The sequence below is a fragment of the Serratia sp. FS14 genome (assembly GCF_000695995.1).
GTDB lineage: Bacteria > Pseudomonadota > Gammaproteobacteria > Enterobacterales > Enterobacteriaceae > Serratia > Serratia nematodiphila.
This window is the reverse complement of sequence record NZ_CP005927.1, coordinates 5,123,631-5,140,608: the sequence shown is the minus strand read 5'-3', so window position 1 is coordinate 5,140,608 and position 16,978 is coordinate 5,123,631. Positions and strand designations below refer to the sequence as shown.

The 16,978-nt window shown below is 62.1% G+C and carries 16 protein-coding genes; 15 read left to right on the top strand and 1 reads right to left on the bottom strand.

The features are described from left to right. Window positions 1-57: 57 nt before the first annotated feature. From L085_RS23560 to ppnP, 14 genes are all read left to right on the top strand, one after another. Window positions 58-462 (top strand): nuclear transport factor 2 family protein, encoded by a 405-nt coding sequence (locus L085_RS23560; RefSeq protein WP_044031852.1) that lies wholly within the window; start codon window positions 58-60, stop codon window positions 460-462. 47 nt (window positions 463-509) lie between these two features. Beyond that, the gene (locus tag L085_RS23555) at window positions 510-710 is read left to right on the top strand and encodes a YaiA family protein (protein ID WP_015376810.1); all 201 of its coding nucleotides are present in this window, start codon (window positions 510-512) and stop codon (window positions 708-710) included. Window positions 711-856: 146 nt separating this feature from the next. Further along, window positions 857-1,357, top strand: coding sequence for an RNA polymerase sigma factor (locus L085_RS23550; RefSeq protein WP_004940490.1), 501 nt, complete (start codon window positions 857-859; stop codon window positions 1,355-1,357). A gap of 76 nt (window positions 1,358-1,433) precedes the next feature. Then, entirely contained in the window at window positions 1,434-2,387 is a 954-nt protein-coding gene (locus L085_RS23545; protein ID WP_044031851.1) for a FecR domain-containing protein, read from the top strand. A gap of 156 nt (window positions 2,388-2,543) precedes the next feature. Beyond that, entirely contained in the window at window positions 2,544-5,231 is a 2,688-nt protein-coding gene (locus tag L085_RS23540) for a TonB-dependent receptor (protein ID WP_044031850.1), read from the top strand. A 78-nt stretch (window positions 5,232-5,309) separates the two neighbouring features. Further along, the gene (locus tag L085_RS23535; protein ID WP_044031849.1) at window positions 5,310-5,876 is read left to right on the top strand and encodes a heme acquisition protein HasA; all 567 of its coding nucleotides are present in this window, start codon (window positions 5,310-5,312) and stop codon (window positions 5,874-5,876) included. Window positions 5,877-5,948: 72 nt separating this feature from the next. Further along, window positions 5,949-7,733, top strand: a complete 1,785-nt coding sequence (locus L085_RS23530; protein WP_044032134.1) for a type I secretion system permease/ATPase — start codon at window positions 5,949-5,951, stop codon at window positions 7,731-7,733. Then, window positions 7,730-9,061, top strand: coding sequence for an HlyD family type I secretion periplasmic adaptor subunit (locus L085_RS23525; RefSeq protein ID WP_004940475.1), 1,332 nt, complete (start codon window positions 7,730-7,732; stop codon window positions 9,059-9,061). Before L085_RS23530 ends, L085_RS23525 begins: the two co-directional genes overlap by 4 nt. 2 nt (window positions 9,062-9,063) lie before the next feature. Further along, window positions 9,064-9,855, top strand: coding sequence for an energy transducer TonB (locus L085_RS23520; RefSeq protein ID WP_044031848.1), 792 nt, complete (start codon window positions 9,064-9,066; stop codon window positions 9,853-9,855). Between the two features lie 253 nt (window positions 9,856-10,108). Continuing rightward, window positions 10,109-10,882, top strand: coding sequence for an IclR family transcriptional regulator (locus L085_RS23515; protein WP_044031847.1), 774 nt, complete (start codon window positions 10,109-10,111; stop codon window positions 10,880-10,882). Window positions 10,883-11,100: 218 nt separating this feature from the next. Beyond that, the gene (locus L085_RS23510) at window positions 11,101-12,657 is read left to right on the top strand and encodes an OPT/YSL family transporter (protein WP_044031846.1); all 1,557 of its coding nucleotides are present in this window, start codon (window positions 11,101-11,103) and stop codon (window positions 12,655-12,657) included. 34 nt (window positions 12,658-12,691) lie between these two features. After that, the gene (locus L085_RS23505) at window positions 12,692-13,621 is read left to right on the top strand and encodes a DUF1177 domain-containing protein (protein ID WP_044031845.1); all 930 of its coding nucleotides are present in this window, start codon (window positions 12,692-12,694) and stop codon (window positions 13,619-13,621) included. A gap of 4 nt (window positions 13,622-13,625) precedes the next feature. Further along, window positions 13,626-14,303: an AroM family protein gene (locus tag L085_RS23500; protein WP_044031844.1), complete on the top strand. Its 678-nt coding sequence runs from the start codon at window positions 13,626-13,628 to the stop codon at window positions 14,301-14,303. A 211-nt stretch (window positions 14,304-14,514) separates the two neighbouring features. Further along, complete coding sequence (gene ppnP, locus L085_RS23495; RefSeq protein WP_004940463.1) at window positions 14,515-14,805, top strand: pyrimidine/purine nucleoside phosphorylase; 291 nt, start codon at window positions 14,515-14,517, stop codon at window positions 14,803-14,805. 65 nt (window positions 14,806-14,870) lie between these two features. Here ppnP and rdgC read toward each other — a convergent pair whose 3' ends face one another. Further along, window positions 14,871-15,782: a recombination-associated protein RdgC gene (gene rdgC / locus L085_RS23490; RefSeq protein WP_004940461.1), complete on the bottom strand. Its 912-nt coding sequence runs from the start codon at window positions 15,780-15,782 to the stop codon at window positions 14,871-14,873. A gap of 217 nt (window positions 15,783-15,999) precedes the next feature. On the opposite strand from rdgC, the gene mak reads away from it, so the two are divergent. After that, the gene (mak, locus tag L085_RS23485; RefSeq protein WP_044032133.1) at window positions 16,000-16,914 is read left to right on the top strand and encodes a fructokinase; all 915 of its coding nucleotides are present in this window, start codon (window positions 16,000-16,002) and stop codon (window positions 16,912-16,914) included. Window positions 16,915-16,978 lie beyond the last annotated feature (64 nt).

The following is a 16,978-nucleotide window of genomic DNA, read 5'->3' as shown; positions in this document are numbered from 1 at the left end:
TTATGCCATCGCCTGGCCGGGATAGGATCGCCGTTCACCCTATTTCGGAGAAATGTGATGACTCAACTTACCCCGCTGAATCTGGTGCTCGATACGCTGCAGCAGGTGGTCGCCAGCCCGGAGCATCGGCCGACGCACCTCGCCGCCCGTTTCAGCGCAGGCTACCGCCAGCAGGTGGATGGCAAAGTGCTGAACTTCGAGCAGTTTGAGCAGCATATGGCGCTGCTGAAGCGGCAAACTCGCCGCATGACGCTGAGCGTGATCGCGGCGGCGGAGCAGGGCGAGGCTGTGCTGACTCACCATCTGGTCGAGGTGGAAAAGCGCGACGGTTCCCGCTGCCGCGTGCGGGTGTTGGCGCACTTCACCGTGCGTGAAGGGCGTATTTGCGCCTGCGACGAATTGACCGAGCTGTTGACGGGCGCTCCCGGCGATCGCGATCTTGGTTCGCGCGTGTCGGAATGAGGGCGGCTGCTATACTTGCTACTGTGTGAAACACACGGGAGAACGGCATGCGCGAAAATGATCAACCTGCTTATCCACGAAGCGCCCGCGTCGTAGAGGTGTTTCGGGGGGACCCGAACCTGCATCTGCGCCGCTTTGAGGTGCGCACCGACGACATTGAGCCGAATACGCTGCTCAGTGAACATGAAACCGAGCAGGAAGCGCTCGACGCCAAGCACCGCTATGAAGACGAGGCGCTAGAGCACTGACCTGCAGCCCAGCGGAAACCGGCGTCAGGCCGGTTTCCTGTTTATCCCCCCGCGTTAGCACATATTTCCCAGAACAATATTGATAATGATAATCATTTATGTGATTTTTATCGCCCCTATTGGGTGTTTCACTTCTGGGAAAAGAGATGTCCAATTCCGAGTTGCAGGCGCTGTTTCTGCGCCATATGCGGCCGCTGCAAGCCTATTTGAACGCCAAACTGCGCGACCCTCAGCTGGCCGCGGATTTGGCGCAGGAAAGTTTTACCCGCCTTACCGAGCAATATCCGCAGGGTAACATTCTCGATATCGAAGCCTACCTGTATAAAACCGCCAAAAACCTGATGTTCGACCATCTGCGCCAGCAGCAGAGGCGGCAGACCGAAGCGGTCGAAGACGACATTCTGGCGCAGTATCCCTCCGGTGAACCGGCGCTTGAACAACTGGCGATCGATAGCCAATTGCTGCAGCTGTTGCAGCAGGCGCTGGCGGACATGCCGCCGCGCACGCAGCAGATTTTCCGCCTTAACCGGCTCGATGGCCTGACCCAGGCGCAGGTGGCGGCGCAGCTGGGCGTGTCGCTCAGCACGGTGGAAAAACACCTGGCCAGCGCGCTCGAGCGGCTGATGGCGCGGATGGAAGAACAATAATGGCAATTTTTTTACGGGTTTATCCGCGCTCAGACGTCTTAACCTATAACCAGAAAAAACAGAGGTCTATGCCATTATGAAACCGCTAACCGCACAGGCGCGACAGCAGGCGGCCGCCTGGGCCGTGAGCCTGGCCGAAGGGGCGCTGCCGGCCGATCGGCGGCGAGCGTTGGACGCCTGGCTGGCCGCCGATCCGCAGCATCCGGCGGCGCTGCGTCAGGCTCGCCTGCTGTGGACGACGCTGGGACAGCTGCCGCCTGAGCAGCGGCAGGCGTTACAACCGCAGGTGGCGACGCTGAAAACGTCATCCCATCGCAGGTGGCCCCGCTGGGCGGTGGCGGCGGCGGTGGCGATCGCCGTTTCCTTCGGCGTTTATCGCGGGCCGGATCTATGGATTGGCATGCAGGCGGATTACCAAACCGTTCGCGGCGAGGTGCGCGAAGTTGCGTTGCCGGACGGCAGCCGGGTGGCGCTGGACAGCGACAGCGCGATCGCACTGGCGTATTCCGCAGGCGAACGCAAGGTGCGGCTGCTTAGCGGCGCCGCCTATTTTGTCGTCGCGCCGTTGGGCGGGCCGGAAAGTCGCCCGTTCAGGGTGGAGGCGGAAAACGGCGTCACCCAGGCACTGGGCACCGAGTTCAGCGTGGCGCGCACCGAGCAGGGCGTCGACGTCAGCGTGCATCAGCACAGCGTGCGGGTAACGCTTGAGCGCGGTGAGCGTTCGCTGGTGGTCGCGCAACGCCAGGCGGCGCATTACCGCAACGGGCAGCTGCAGCTGACGCGGCAAACGGCCGGTGATGACGCCTGGCGGCGCGGCTGGCTGGTGATCGACCGCCAACCGCTGACGCAGGCGCTCGCGCAGCTCAACCGCTATCGCGAGACCCGCATCGTAGCGATCAATCCCGAACTCAGATCGCGTACGGTCAGCGGCGTGTTCGCGCTCAATAAACTCGACGACGGCGTCGGCGCCATTCGTCAGGAACTCTCCGCCCGCCAGCTGAATCTCCCCGGCATCACGCTGCTTTACTGAGCGGTGCAGGCGGGCCGGGATGCCTGTTTCGCCGCTATTTTCACTTTCTGTAAAAAATCTTTACGGGTTTTTGCCTCCCGGAACGTCCTTATGTTTAAACGAGATTGATTTCCATTATCACTTGGTTTGACATTCTTTCGGGTGGAACACACACGCATGCTTATTCACAAGGGAACCACGCCGGCCGGCCGCTTGGCCACGGCGGTACGCGCCGCGCTGGCGGCGATGATGTTGACTCAGCCGGCTGTGGCGCTCGCCGTCCAGGCTGAGGCGAACGGTGCGCAGGCCGCACAGCAAAAGCATTTCAACATTGCGGCGCAGCCGCTGCAGAGCGCCATGTTGCGCTTCGCCGAGCAGGCCGGCATGCAGGTGTTTTTCGACGAGGTGAAGCTCGACGGCATGCAGGCGGCGGTGCTGAACGGCAGCATGAGCGTTGAACAGGGCCTGAGGCGCTTGATCGGCGGCAATCCGGTGGCTTTCCGCCTGCAGCCGCAGGGGCAGATCGTATTGAGCCGGCTGCCGACGGCTAACGTAGAGGGCGGCGCGCTGGCGCTGGACAGCCTGACGGTGCTGGGCGCCGGCGGCATCAACGCCAACGATTGGGTTTACGACGAACCGCGCTCGGTCAGCGTCATTAGCCGCGAACAGATGGACAACCGCCCGGCGCGGCACGCGGCCGATATTCTGGAACAGACCTCGGGGGCCTATTCCAGCGTCAGCCAGCAAGATCCGGCGCTGTCGGTCAACATCCGCGGCATACAAGACTATGGCCGGGTGAACATGAATATCGACGGCATGCGGCAGAATTTTCAAAAGAGCGGCCATGGCCAGCGTAACGGCACCATGTATATCGATTCCGAGCTGCTGTCCGGCGTAACCATCGACAAGGGTACCAGCGGCGGTATGGGCAGCGCCGGCACGCTCGGCGGCATCGCCACCTTCAATACCGTCAGCGCGAGCGATTTCCTGGCGCCGGGCAAAGAGCTGGGCGGCAAGCTGCACGCCAGCACCGGCGATAACGGCACCCACTTCATCGGCAGCGGCATACTGGCATTGGGCAACGAAACCGGCGATATCCTGCTGGCCGCCAGCGAACGCCACCTCGGCGACTATTGGCCCGGCAATAAGGGCGACATCGGCAACATTCGCATCAATAACGACACCGGCAATTACGATCGCTACGCCGAGAGCATCAAGAACAACAAAATCCCCGACACCCATTACCGCATGCACTCGCGGCTGGCCAAGGTGGGCTGGAACCTGCCCGCCAACCAGCGCCTGCAGCTGAGTTATCTGCAGACCCAGACCGCATCGCCGATCGCCGGCACCTTGACTAACCTGGGCACTCGCCCGCCCTACGAACTGGGCTGGAAGCGCACCGGCTACACCGACGTGATGGCGCGCAACGCGGCGTTCGACTACAGCCTGGCGCCGGAAGACGTCGACTGGCTCGATTTTCAGGCCAAGCTGTATTACGTCGATACTCAGGATGACAGCGACACCTACAGCACCAGTTCGCTGCTGGACAACGGCTACGCGACGCGCACCCGTCTGCGTACCTATGGCGCACAGGCGCAAAACACCTCGCGCTTCAGCCTGGCGCCGGGGCATGACTTCCGCGCCAATTACGGGCTGGAGTTCTATTACGACAAAGCCACCAGCGACTCTTCCCGCCAAGGCATGGATGGGGTGACGCCGGCCGGCAACCGTTCGGTAGCCAGCCTGTTCGCCAATCTGACCTATGACTACGACGGCTGGCTGACGTTGGAAGGCGGGCTGCGTTACGACCGCTATCGCCTGCGCGGCCAGACCGGTCTGAGCTACGCCGACTTCCCGTATACGGCGGAGAATCCCTGCAAACAGCTGCGGCTGCGCAACTGCCTGGCGACGACCACGCAGCAGGAGTGGAACGCCGATCGCGATCAGGGCAAGCTGTCGCCGACGCTGGCGCTGGCGGTGCGCCCCGGCGTGGAGTGGCTGGAGCTGTATACCACCTACGGCAAATCCTGGCGGCCGCCGGCGATCACTGAAACGCTGACCAACGGCAGCGCGCACAGCACCTCTACGCAATATCCCAACCCGTTCCTGCAGGCCGAGCGCTCGCGCGCCTGGGAAGTGGGGTTCAACGTACAGCAGCCTGACCTGTGGTTTGAGGGCGATCGGTTGGTGGCCAAGGTGGCCTATTTCGACACCAAAGTGGATAACTACATCAACCTGGCGATTAACCGGGACAAGCCGGGGCTGGTGCAGCCGAGCATCGGCAACGCCGCCTACGTCAACAATCTGTCGAAAACCCGTTTCCGTGGGCTGGAGTACCAGCTCAACTATGACGCCGGGGTGTTCTACGCCGACCTGACCTACACCCACATGATCGGTAAAAACGAGTTTTGCTCCAGGAACGCCTGGCTGGGCAATCGCCTGCGTTACGGCGCCAACTCCCGGCCGGGCAACTTCTACGCGGAGCAGGATCCGACGGCGAATGACGCCGTGTCCTGCGACGGCGGCTCGCAGTTCGGCACCGCCGCTTACCTGCCGGGCGATCGCGGTTCGGTGACGCTGGGCGGCCGCGCTTTCGATCGCAAGCTGGACGCCGGGGTGACCGTGCGCTTCGCGCCGGGCTATCAGGACAGCTCGGTGCCGTCCAACTACCCGTATCTGGCCGACTGGCCGAAATACACCCTGTTCGATCTGTACGCCAGCTACAAACTGACCGACAGCCTGACGCTGCGCGGCTCGGTGGAGAACCTGACCAACCGCGCCTACGTCGTCAGCTACGGCGAGACGCTGGCCAATACCCTGGGGCGCGGCCGCAGCGTGCAGGGCGGGGTGGAGTACCGTTTTTAAGCAGTAAAAGGGCGTTGCTCATCGTTGAGCACAGAGGTCGCCTCGCAAGGGGCGCCGTTCATCAATGGAGATAGAGAAATGGCATTTTCAGTCAATTATGACAGCAGTTTCGGCAGCTACAGCATCCATAACTATCTGAACGAGTGGGCGTCGTCGTTTGGCGATATCAACCACACCAACGGTAATGTCACCGACTCCAACAGCGGCGGTTTCTACGGCGGCAGCCTGTCCGGCAGCCAATATGCCGTGACCAGCACCGCCAACAACATCACCTCGTTCGTGGCGGGCGGCAACCTGACCTACACCCTGTTCAACGCACCGGCGCACACCCTGTACGGTCAACTGGACTCCCTGTCGTTCGGCGACGGTCTGAACGGCGGCGGCTCTACACCGTACAACATCCAGGTTCCTGACGTCAGCTTCGGCGGCCTGAATCTCAGCAGCCTGCAGGCGCAGGGCCACGATGGCGTGGTACACCAGGTGGTGTACGGCCTGATGTCCGGCGATACCGGCGCGCTGGAAACCGCGCTGAACGGCATCCTCGACGACTACGGTCTGAGCGTCAACTCCACCTTCGATGAGGTGGCGGCGGCGACGGCGGTGGGCGTGCAGCACGCCGACAGCCCGGAATTGCTGGCGGCCTGATCGCGGCCGTTTGCCCGCCGGCGCCGCGTGCCCCGGCGGGCGTTTTCTCGTTTTTAGCCGATGGAAAACGCCATGAAAAACGCCGTCAGGCGCGGAGAAGTGATGAGCGTGCTGGCCGCATACCGGCGCGGATTTTGGGGCATTGCGCTGTTTACCGCAGTGATCAACCTGCTGATGCTGGCCCCGGCGCTGTATATGCTGCAGGTCTACGATCGCGTGTTGCCGTCGGGCAACCTCATGACGCTGGCGATGCTGACCCTGATGGTGGTCGGCCTTTACCTGTTTATGGGCCTGCTGGAGTGGGTGCGCAGCCAGGTGGTGATCCGCCTTGGCGCCCAGATGGATATGCGCCTCAATCAGCGAGTCTATGACGCCGCCTTCGAAACCAATTTGAAAACCGGCAACCCGCTGGCGGGGCAGGCATTGAACGATCTGACCAACCTGCGCCAGTTCGCCACCGGCAATGCGCTGTTCGCCTTTTTCGATGCCCCCTGGTTCCCGGTTTATCTGCTGGTGGTTTTTCTGCTCCACCCCTGGCTTGGCGCGTTGGCCAGCGCCGGGGTGATCCTGCTGGTGCTGCTGGCCTGGCTCAACCAGCGGGTGTCGCAGGCGCCGCTGGCGGAGGCCGGCCGCGTCGCGCTGAGCGCCACGCAGCAGGCCAACGGCAACCTGCGCAATGCCGAAGCCATCGCCGCCATGGGCATGTTGACCGACTTGCGCCTGCGCTGGCTGCGGCAGCATCAGCAGTTCCTGCTGCTGCAGAACCGCGCCAGCGAGAAAATCGCCGCGGTCACCGCTTGGTCGAAAACCGTGCGGCTGGCGCTGCAGTCGCTGATGTTGGGCTGCGGCGCGCTGCTGGCGGTCAACGGCGACATTACGCCGGGAATGATGATCGCCGGATCGATCCTGATCGGCAGGGTGCTGGGGCCGATCGATCAGCTGATCGGCGCCTGGAAGCAGTGGTCATCGGCGCGCCAGTCCTTGCAGCGGCTGGAGGTGATGCTGGCCGCTAACCCGCCACGAATACCGAGTCTGCCGCTGCCGGCACCCGGCGGTACATTGGTCGTGAATCAGTTGACCGCTAGTGCGCCAGGCGGCACGGCACCGGTGTTGCACGGCGTCAGTTTTCGCCTGGAGGCCGGCGAGGTGCTGGGCGTGATTGGCGCGTCCGGCTCCGGCAAAACCCTGCTGATGCGCCAACTGGTTGGCGCGCTGACGCCGCTCAGCGGCGACGTGCGGCTGGACGGTGCAGACATTCAGCAGTGGGACAAGCAACAACTCGGGCCGCATATCGGCTACTTGCCGCAGGATATCCAGCTGTTCGCCGGTACCCTGACGGATAACATCGCCCGCTTTGGGCAGGTCGACGCCGAGAAGGTGGTGGCGGCGGCGGCGCTGGCCGGCGTGCATCAGCTGATCCTGCATTTACCGAAAGGCTATGAGACCGAGCTGGGTGAAGGCGGCAGCGGCCTGTCCGGCGGCCAACGTCAGCGGGTGGCGCTGGCGCGCGCGCTGTATGGATCTCCGGCGCTGGTGGTGCTGGACGAACCGAACGCCAACCTCGATCGCGAAGGGGAAGGGGCGCTGCAGCGGGCGATCGAAGCGCTGAAGGCGCGCGGCACCACCATCGTGTTGGTGACCCACAAACCGGCGATCCTGGCGACCACCGACAAATTGCTGGTGCTGAACGCCGGCCAGATACAGCACTTCGGCCCCAGCGACGCCATCCTGAAAAAACTGCCTGGTTTTGCGCCCGCCGCTGCCGCCGCACCGGCCAATGCCGGGCGCAGCAACGGCGGCTTCAACGTCAATTACGCCAACTTCGCCAAAACGGCCAGCGGTGAACGAAAAGTATGAGCAATCAGAGTGTGATCCCCGGCGATATCGACGCCCTTTCCCGGCAGTTCGACGAAGGCCGTTATCTGCGGCTGGGAGGCTGGCTGGTGCTGTTGGGGTTTGGCGGTTTCCTGCTGTGGGGGCTGTTGGCGCCGCTGGACAAAGGCGTGCCGGTTTCCGGCAGCGTGGTGGTGGCCGGCAACCGCAAGGCGGTGCAGCACCCGAGCGGCGGGGTGGTGTCGCAGATTCAGGTGCATGAGGGCGACCGGGTCCGCGCCGGGCAGGTGCTGTTGTTGATGGATACCGTCGACAGCCGCACCCAGCGCGATGCGCTGCGCAGCCAGCAGTTGAGCAACGCCGCGCAGCAGGCGCGGCTGCAAGCCGAGCGCGACGGTCTGCAAGCGATCGCTTTCCCGCCATCGCTGCAAACGCGGCGAGAAGAGCCGGAGGTGATGTCGCTGATGCTGCTGCAGCAACAGCTGTTCACCAGCCGCCGTGCGGCGCTGCAGAGCGAGCTGGCGGCGATCGCGGAAAGCATCGCCGGATCGCAGGCGATGTTGGAAGGGGTTCGGCAGTCTTACGCCAGCAAGCAACGGCAAAAGGCCATGCTGCAGGAGCAACTGGGCGGCATGCGCAAGCTGGCGGCGCAAGGGTATGTGGCGCGCAATCGGCTGCTGGATCTGGAGGGGCAGCATGCGCAGATCGACGGCCAGGCATCCGAGGACAGCGGCAATATCGGCCGTCTGGGGCGCCAGATCCTGGAGCTGAAACTGCGGGCGATCCAGCGGCGGGAGGAGTATCAAAAAGAGGTCAGCAGCCAATTGGCCGAGGTACGGATGAAGCTGGACGAGCTGGATAACCGCCTGGCCAAGGCGGAGGCCGATCTGGGGCATACGCAGGTGAAAGCGCCGGTGGCGGGCACCGTGGTGGGGTTGAGCGTGTTCACCGAAGGCGGCGTGATTGGCGCCGGTCAGCAACTGATGGAGATCGTGCCCAGCGATCGCGGGCTGCAGGTAGAAGCGCGCATCCCGGTCGAGTTGATCGATAAAGTGCAGGTGGGGTTGCCGGTCGAATTGTTGTTCTCGGCGTTCAACCAAAGCACCACGCCGCGCGTCGAGGGCGAAGTGACGCTGGTCGGGGCCGATCGCCTGACCGACGAGAAAAGCGGCGCGCCTTATTACAGCGTGCGCGCCAAGGTCAGCGAAGAAGGATTGCAACGCTTGAGCGGGTTGGAGATCCGCCCAGGGATGCCGGTCGAAGGCTTCATCCGCACCGGTGAGCGTTCGATGATGAACTATCTGTTCAAACCGCTGACCGATCGCCTCCATTTGGCGCTGACGGAAGAGTGAGCATGTCGGTTTCGCCGCTGCCTTTCGCCGCACCCGGCACCGCCATGCCCTGGCGCCGTTGTCTGGTGTTGGTGCTGGCGCTGCATCTGCTGGTTGCCGCGCTGCTTTGGCCCTGGCGAGACAAGGCCGAGCCGCCGTGGGTGCCGCCGCCGGCGGTGATGGTGCTGATGGCCGCCGCGCCGCAGGCCCCGGCCGAGGCGAAACAACCGCCGGGACAAAGGACGCCGCCGCCTCAGGCTGAACCGTCGGCGCCACCGGAGCCGTTGCCGCTAGTGAAAGCGCCTGACGCCGCGCAGCCGAACATCGCCGTGCCGCTGAAACAGAAAAAACCACCTAAGCCGGTGAAGAAAAACAACCTGCCCCGCACGCCGCCGCACGAGAGAATCATCGCGCCGCCGAAGGTTCAGGAACAAAGCGTCGGCGCGCCGCCGCCGGGCCGCGCGGATAAAACGGCCGCGCCGCAAACTCGCCTGACACCCTATGCTCAGGCGGGGGAGGACAACTGGCGCAGCCGTATCAGCGGCCGCCTGAATCGCTTTAAGCGTTATCCTAAAGACGCACTGCGGCTGAAGCGCCAGGGCGTCGGGCAGGTGCGTTTCACGTTGGACAGACAGGGCCACGTGCTGGCGGTGACGCTGGTCAGCAGCGCCGGGCTGCCGTCGCTGGATCGTGAAATCCAGGCGCTGGTCAAACGCGCTTCGCCGCTGCCCACGCCGCCGTCGGACGCCTACGTCAACGGCACGGTGGAATTGACGCTGCCGATCGATTTCAGTTTGCGCGGCGCGGGTCTTTGAGTCGCGACGAGATATCCCCCGAACAAAACCATTTTTCAGCAGCTTGTCCTGCTATTCATTATTTTCAAAGCGTATCGTTATTTTAATCAACGTGACGAAGTTGGCGTTCTGCGCGATATTTTAATTTAAAAAGCACGAATGCCTTTTATTTTTCTGCTGATAAAAAATAAACAGCTTGACGCTGTGGAGTTCGGGTTTTAGTTTTTAATTATAAAACAGGAACTGAGTTCCATATAGTGGAACAAGGTGGATCATGACAACGCTGGAAAATGCCGCTGCGGTATTAAAACTCTTTACTCAACAACGCGTGATGCATGGTCAGCCGGGTATAGCATTCAGCGACGTGGTGGATCAATTGGCGCTGCCAAAAAGCACGGTGTCGCGCCTGCTGCAGACCATGGAAAATCAGGGCATGCTGGAGCGCGATCCCGATAGCCGGCGTTACCGTATCGGTGCGCTGTTGCTGGCGGCTTCCAGCCACTATCTGTCGATGCCGCTGGTGGACAACCTGGCGGCTAGCATGGCGCAGCTGTGCCGCCAGACGGCGTGTACCGGCTACCTTTCGGTATTGGAGGGGCAGGAGATCATGGTGATGCGCATGTTTCCCAGCCGCCACTTTTTGCAGGTGGTCACTCCGGCGGGTTACCGTTCACCGGCGGCGGAAACCTCGGTCGGCCGGGCGATACTGGCGCGTGAAAGCGACGAGCAGGTTCGAGCGCGTTATGCCGGCGGTTACCGGGCGGCTTCGCCCAATGCGCCGCAAACGCTGGATGCGCTGCTGCAGAAGTTGCAGCAGGTGAGGCGCCAGGGATGGTCGTTGGCACGCAATGAAACTTTGAACAGCATCAGTTCGCTGGCGACCGCGCTGGTGAACAAGCACGGTAGCGAGACGGTGGGACTGTGTCTGTCCTTCCCCTCGCAGGGCGAGGAACAGCCGTTCGTACCGGAAGTCCTGGCCGAATTAACCGCAGTCAGCCGCCAACTGGCGGAAAAATATGGCGATGATTATTGGCAGCAGATCAAATAACGCGCCGGAGCTGTAGCATTCCATCATAATTAACGAGTGCCGACACCAGGGAACTCATTAGTTATATTCCACCGTATTTTATTGGTGGGAACAGATAGGCTGAGTAAGAGAATAATAACGTTATGACGCCAGCAGTTCCAAATAATGGAACTGCTGCGGCGAGCTATCGCCTGGCGTTATTTCCGTCATGCGGCAGGGAATATTCAGGGAAACCAAGCATGAAATCAAATAATCCGCTAAAAGCGGCCGGCACGCTGTTGGTCATGGCGCTACTTTCGGTGATGGGGGCGATCATCGGCGTTCAACTGATCACCACGCTGGGCGTGACGCCCAACACTTCGATCATCGGCGCGCTGATCGCCATGCTGTTGGCGCGCATCCCGCTACAGATGTTCCAACGCTATCGTTCGGTGCATACCCAGAACCTGGCGCAAACGGTGATCTCCTCCGCCACCTTCGGTGCAGCCAACTGTCTGCTGATGCCGATTGCGGTGCCTTACGTGATGGGGCAACCACAGCTTATTCTACCGATGTTCTGCGGCGTGGCGGCGGCGATGCTGCTCGACGCCTATCTGCTTTATCGTCTGTTCGATACCAAAGTGTTCCCCGCCGCCAATGCCTGGCCGCCGGGCGTCGCCGCCGCAGAGGCGATTAAAGCCGGCGATCGCGGCGGCAAGCAGGCCTGGCTCCTGGTGGTGGGCGTAGTGGTGGGCATCGCTGGATCAATGCTCAAGATCCCCATGGCGGCTTTCGGCACCGCTTTTATCGGCAATATCTGGGCGCTGAGCATGTTCGGCGTCGGGCTATTGCTGCGGGCCTACGCCGAGCCGGTGGCCGGATTCGATATTAACGCCCATTTTATTCCGCACGGCGTGATGGTCGGCGCTGGCCTGGTGGCGCTGATCCAGGTCGCGCAGGTGATCCGCAGCCGCCGCGCCGATAGCGCCGGTTATACCCAACCCGACAGCGCCGTAAGCAAAGCGCTCGGTCTGGGCGCGGTCGGCTATATCGTCATCGCCGCTTTTTTGGCCTTGGTCGGCGGGCTGTTTAGCGAGATGTCGCTGCCGATGTTGGCGCTGTTCGTGATTTACGCGGCGTTTGCCGCTTTCGTTCATGAGTTGATCGTCGGTATCGCTGCCATGCACTCCGGCTGGTTTCCCGCGTTCGCGGTGGCGTTGATCACCCTGATAGTCGGTATCCTGATCGGTTTCCCACCGCTGGCGCTATGCATCCTGACCGGTTTTACCGCCGCCACTGGGCCGGCCTTCGCCGACATGGGCTTTGATTTGAAAGCCGGCTTCATCCTGCGCGGCTACGGTGAGGATCTGCAGCAAGAGCTGCTGGGGCGTCGCATTCAGCTGTTTGCGGCGTTGATCGCTTTCATCATCGCCATTCCGGTGGTTTACCTCTCTTACCACAGCTATTTCCTGCAGGATCTGATCCCGCCGGTCGCGCGCGTTTACGCCAAAACCATCGAGGCCGGCGCGCAGCCGGGCATCGCCTGGAGTCTGTTGATCTGGGCGATCCCCGGCGCCTTGGTGCAGCTGGTCGGCGGCCCTAAACGCCAGCTCGGCGTGCTGCTGGCAACCGGCCTGCTGATCAACAACGCCTTGGCCGGGTGGGCGGTGCTGGTCGGCATTGCGCTGCGCGTGGCGATCCTGCGACGTTGGGGGGATCGTGGCCGCACGCCGATGGAGATTATGGCGGCCGGATTTATCGCCGGCGATGCGCTCTACAACTTCTTCAGCTCGATTTTTTCCAGCAAGGGCAAATAGCTCCTGCCGATGACATTGGTGAGGTAAAACGACCATGAGTTTGCAACAAACGCTGCAGGTTTTTGAATTGATTGATAGCGCATTCGTCAGCGGCCAAGACGTCGTCGACCTGTTTGCGTCTTACCCGGCGATCCGGGCCAGCACCTTGCGCGCCGAGGGGCCGAAGGGCGGCACCGATTTCGTGCGTATCGAGATCCCCGGCAGTGCAGGAAAATTCGGCGGTGGTGCGGCGCCGACGCTGGGCATTATCGGCCGCCTGGGCGGCATTGGCGCGCGGCCGACGCGAATCGGGCTGGTGTCCGACGGCGACGGCGCGATCGCCGCCATTGCCGCCGCGCTGAAGTTGGCGGAGATGCAGCGCAAGGGCGACATGCTGCCGGGCGATGTGATCGTCACCACCCATATTTGCCCGAACGCGCCGACCCGGCCGCACGATCCGGTTGATTTTATGGATTCACCGATCGATGACGTGACGATGAACGATAACGAAGTGGTGCCGGAGGCTGACGCCATCCTGTCGATCGACACCACCAAAGGCAACCGCATCATCAATCATAAAGGCTATGCGCTGTCGCCGACGGTGAAAGAGGGGTACATCCTGCGGGTGGCGGAAGATCTGCTGCGCATCATGGAGATGACCAGCGGCCGGCCGGCGGTGACTTTCCCTATCACCACGCAGGACATCACCCCTTACGGCAACGGTGTACATCACCTCAACAGCATCTTGCAGCCCTCGACCGCTACCGCAGCGCCGGTGGTCGGCGTGGCGATCTGCAGCGAATCAGTGGTGCCGGGCTGCGGTACCGGCGCCAGCCACGAAACGGACATCGCGTTGGCGGTCAAATTCGCGGTGGAAGTCGCCAAAGAATTCGGCCGCGGTACCTGCCGGTTCTATGATGCCGCCGAATACGACCGGCTGCTGACGCTGTACGGCAGTCTGAGCCACCTGCAAAAAAGGAGATAGACCCATGACGGCTTCATTCGCCACGCTGACCATCGGTCAAGCGCCGCGCAGCGATATCATGCCGCTGCTGTCTGCTTATCTGCCGGCGGAGCGAATGAGGCACGTCGGTTTGCTGGACGGCCTGGATATCGGGCAGATCGCCGAGCGTTATGCACCGCAACAGGGCGACAAGCTGCTGGTGTCGCGTCTTTTGGACGGTACGCAGGTGACGCTCGGCGCCGCTCGAGTCGAAAGCGGGTTGCAGGAGAAGATCCGCGAACTGGAAGCGACGGGATGCGAGGTGATTCTGTTGCTATGCACCGGCGAATTCGGTCGATTGCAGGCGGAACGGGTGCTGTTGCTGGAACCGGATCGCATTATCCCGCCGTTGATCTCTGCGATCGTCGGCACACACCGTGTCGGCATCGTGGTGCCGGTGGCTGAACAGGTTGGGCAGCAGGCGCGCAAATGGCGGCAGCTGGCGGCGCCGCCGATCTATGCCGTCGCCAGCCCCTATCTGGCGGATGACGCTGCGTTGGAGCAGGCGGCTTGCACCCTGCTGCGGCAGGGGGCGGAGGTGGTGGTGCTCGATTGTATCGGTTATCACCAGCGTCACCGCGCTTTTCTGCAGGCGCGTCTGTCGGTACCGGTGCTGCTGTCGAACGTACTGGTCGCCAAGCTGGCCGCAGAGTTAATCGACTGATTCAAATAGCCATAAATCTGCGCTCGACGCGACTACGGGCGTTTTGCGCCCGTGAGGCGCCCCGGGCTTCAGCAGCCCTGACTGTCGGCGAGAGGGCCTGTAGCGTTTTACTCTGCGCCGCGATCGCATTTCGCGCGAAAAACCAGTGACAGATCAACCGCAATCCCCCAATATGGATTTTCCATCAAGATGATTACGCGGGTGCCAGTCTATGCTGAAAGTGAATGAGTATTTTGCCGGAAAAGTGAAGTCTATCGGTTTTGACAGTAGCAGCATCGGTCTTACCAGCGTGGGTGTGATGGAAGAGGGCGAATACACCTTCTCCACCGCACAGCCGGAAGAAATGACGGTGATCACCGGGGCGCTGAAAGTGCTGCTGCCGGGGGCGCCGGACTGGCAGGTGTTTACGCCGGGCGAGAAGTTCTTCGTGCCGGGGCACAGCGAGTTCAACCTGCAGGTGGCCGACGCCACCGCCTATCTGTGCCGCTACCTGAGCAAATAAACGTTGCTCGTTAGGGGAACGCAGGGCTCAGCGAAGGCTGGGCCCTGGTCGTTTCTGAGGCGGGATTAACGCTGGGCTTCGCCGCCGAGCGCTTCGATGGTGTTTTTGATCAACGCCGCCAGCTCGCTGGTCATCAGGATAAAGTCGGCGTCAAAGCGCTGGGCGAAGTCATCGCGATCGATATCGTCGTTCTGCTCGCGCAGCGTGTCGGCGAACTTCAGGCGCTTGAGCGAACCGTCGTCCGACAGCATCAGCTGGATGCGCTCCTGCCAGTCCACCGCCAGCTTGGTCACCAGCTTGCCGGCTTCGATGTGCACCGCGATTTCGTCGCTGATCAGATTCTGTTTCTTGCAGCGGATCACGCCGCCTTCTTCCAGAATCGCTTTCAGTTCCGCTTCATCCTGAATGGCGAAGCCGGCCGGCATCTCACCGGAACGCACCCATTCGGTCAGCGTCAGTTCGATCGGGCTTTCCATGGTCAGCGGCACCACCGGCAGCGAGCCGAGGCTTTTACGCAGCAGCGCCAGCGTGTCTTCGGCGCGTTTAGCGCTGGCGGCGTCGACCATGATCAGGTCGTTGACGGTGTCTATCCACATGAAGGTCTGGTTGAAGCGGCTGAACGCGCGCGGCAGCAGGCTGTGCAGCACTTCATCCTTCAGCGCGTCTTTCTCGGTTTTCTTCAGTTTGCGGTGTTGCTCCGCCTCCAGGCGCTCAATCTTGGCCTGCAGCTCTTGCTTGATCACCGGCGACGGCAGGATTTTCTCTTCCTTGCGCGCGCAGATGACGATCTGGCCGTTGACCGCGTGCGTCAGCGCATCGCTGTGCGAGCCCATCGGGGAAACCCAGCCGGTCTTCGCCATGTCCTGGCTGCCGCACGGCGTGAAGGCGAACGCGCTGAGTTGTTTTTCCATTTCATCCGCGTTTAACGCCACTTCGCGGCTCAAACGGTAAACCATCAAATTCTTAAACCACAGCATAATGTTATCCCTGGCTGGGCGTGCGTTCGGCACGCTGATTCGTCAAAAGCAGGGCGGCATGATAACGAATTGACGCTGAAAAATCGCCCCATTCTCTCCGAATTGCGTCGCTTTGCGCACCGGGGAAGGACGGGACGGAGAATGGGAAACAGGTGATTCATTCGCGCGCTTACATTAGGCTGTGACAACGCTGCGCGGCATCGAGGAGAAAAAATACGTGCGCATTGGCATCGACTTGGGTGGAACGAAAATTGAAGTGATCGCGTTGGCGAATGACGGGCGGGAGCTGTTTCGCCATCGCATCGCCACGCCGCGCCATGACTACCGGCAAACCCTGGCGGCGATCGCCGGGCTGGTGAAACTGGCGGAGGATCATACCGGCGAACGAGGATCGGTCGGGATCGGCATTCCCGGCACGCTGTCGCCGTTTACCGGGCGAGTAAAGAACGCCAACTCGGTGTGGCTCAACGGCCAGCCTCTGGATAAGGATCTGTCGGCGCTGCTGGCGCGCGAGGTGCGCATCGCCAACGACGCCAACTGCCTGGCGGTGTCGGAAGCCACCGATGGCGCCGGCGCCGGCGCGAAAACCGTGTTTGCGGTCATCATCGGCACCGGCTGCGGCGCCGGCGTGGCGCTGAACGGCCAGGCGCATGCCGGCGGCAACGGCATCGCCGGCGAATGGGGCCACAATCCGCTGCCGTGGCAGGATGACGATGAGCTGCGCTACGCCCGCGACGTGCCGTGCTACTGCGGCAAGCCGGGTTGCATCGAAACCTTTGTTTCAGGCACCGGTTTCGCCACCGACTATGCGCGCCTGAGCGGCAATGCGCTGCAAGGGCATGAGATCATGGCGCTGAGCGAGCGGGGCGATGCGCTGGCGGCACAAGCGATTGAACGTTACGAAATGCGATTGGCGAAATCGCTGGCGCACGTGATCAACATGCTGGATCCGGACGTGGTAGTGCTCGGCGGCGGCATGAGCAACGTGGATCGTCTGTATCGCACGGTGCCGCAACTGGTGAAAGGCTGGGTGTTCGGCGGCGAGTGTGAAACGCCGATCCGCAAGGCGGTTCACGGCGATTCCAGCGGCGTGCGCGGTGCGGCCTGGCTGTGGCCGCAACAGCAGCGCTAAGCGTTGCAACAAAGCGCGAGGCTGCTCGCGCTTTAAACCCTTCACTGTACAAAAACTGGACGGC

Excerpts from the sequence above, each read along its gene's own strand:
- ppnP (WP_004940463.1), top strand. The coding sequence starts at position 14,515 with ATGCTGAAAGTGAATGAGTATTTTGCCGGAAAAGTGAAGTCTATCGGT.
- L085_RS23555 (WP_015376810.1), top strand. The coding sequence starts at position 510 with ATGCGCGAAAATGATCAACCTGCTTATCCACGAAGCGCCCGCGTCGTA.
- L085_RS23545 (WP_044031851.1), top strand. The coding sequence starts at position 1,434 with ATGAAACCGCTAACCGCACAGGCGCGACAGCAGGCGGCCGCCTGGGCC.
- rdgC (WP_004940461.1), bottom strand. The coding sequence starts at position 15,782 with ATGCTGTGGTTTAAGAATTTGATGGTTTACCGTTTGAGCCGCGAAGTG.
- L085_RS23520 (WP_044031848.1), top strand. The coding sequence starts at position 9,064 with ATGTCGGTTTCGCCGCTGCCTTTCGCCGCACCCGGCACCGCCATGCCC.
- L085_RS23535 (WP_044031849.1), top strand. The coding sequence starts at position 5,310 with ATGGCATTTTCAGTCAATTATGACAGCAGTTTCGGCAGCTACAGCATC.
- L085_RS23550 (WP_004940490.1), top strand. The coding sequence starts at position 857 with ATGTCCAATTCCGAGTTGCAGGCGCTGTTTCTGCGCCATATGCGGCCG.
- L085_RS23560 (WP_044031852.1), top strand. The coding sequence starts at position 58 with ATGACTCAACTTACCCCGCTGAATCTGGTGCTCGATACGCTGCAGCAG.
- L085_RS23505 (WP_044031845.1), top strand. The coding sequence starts at position 12,692 with ATGAGTTTGCAACAAACGCTGCAGGTTTTTGAATTGATTGATAGCGCA.
- L085_RS23500 (WP_044031844.1), top strand. The coding sequence starts at position 13,626 with ATGACGGCTTCATTCGCCACGCTGACCATCGGTCAAGCGCCGCGCAGC.
- L085_RS23515 (WP_044031847.1), top strand. The coding sequence starts at position 10,109 with ATGACAACGCTGGAAAATGCCGCTGCGGTATTAAAACTCTTTACTCAA.
- L085_RS23530 (WP_044032134.1), top strand. The coding sequence starts at position 5,949 with ATGAAAAACGCCGTCAGGCGCGGAGAAGTGATGAGCGTGCTGGCCGCA.
- L085_RS23510 (WP_044031846.1), top strand. The coding sequence starts at position 11,101 with ATGAAATCAAATAATCCGCTAAAAGCGGCCGGCACGCTGTTGGTCATG.
- L085_RS23525 (WP_004940475.1), top strand. The coding sequence starts at position 7,730 with ATGAGCAATCAGAGTGTGATCCCCGGCGATATCGACGCCCTTTCCCGG.
- L085_RS23540 (WP_044031850.1), top strand. The coding sequence starts at position 2,544 with ATGCTTATTCACAAGGGAACCACGCCGGCCGGCCGCTTGGCCACGGCG.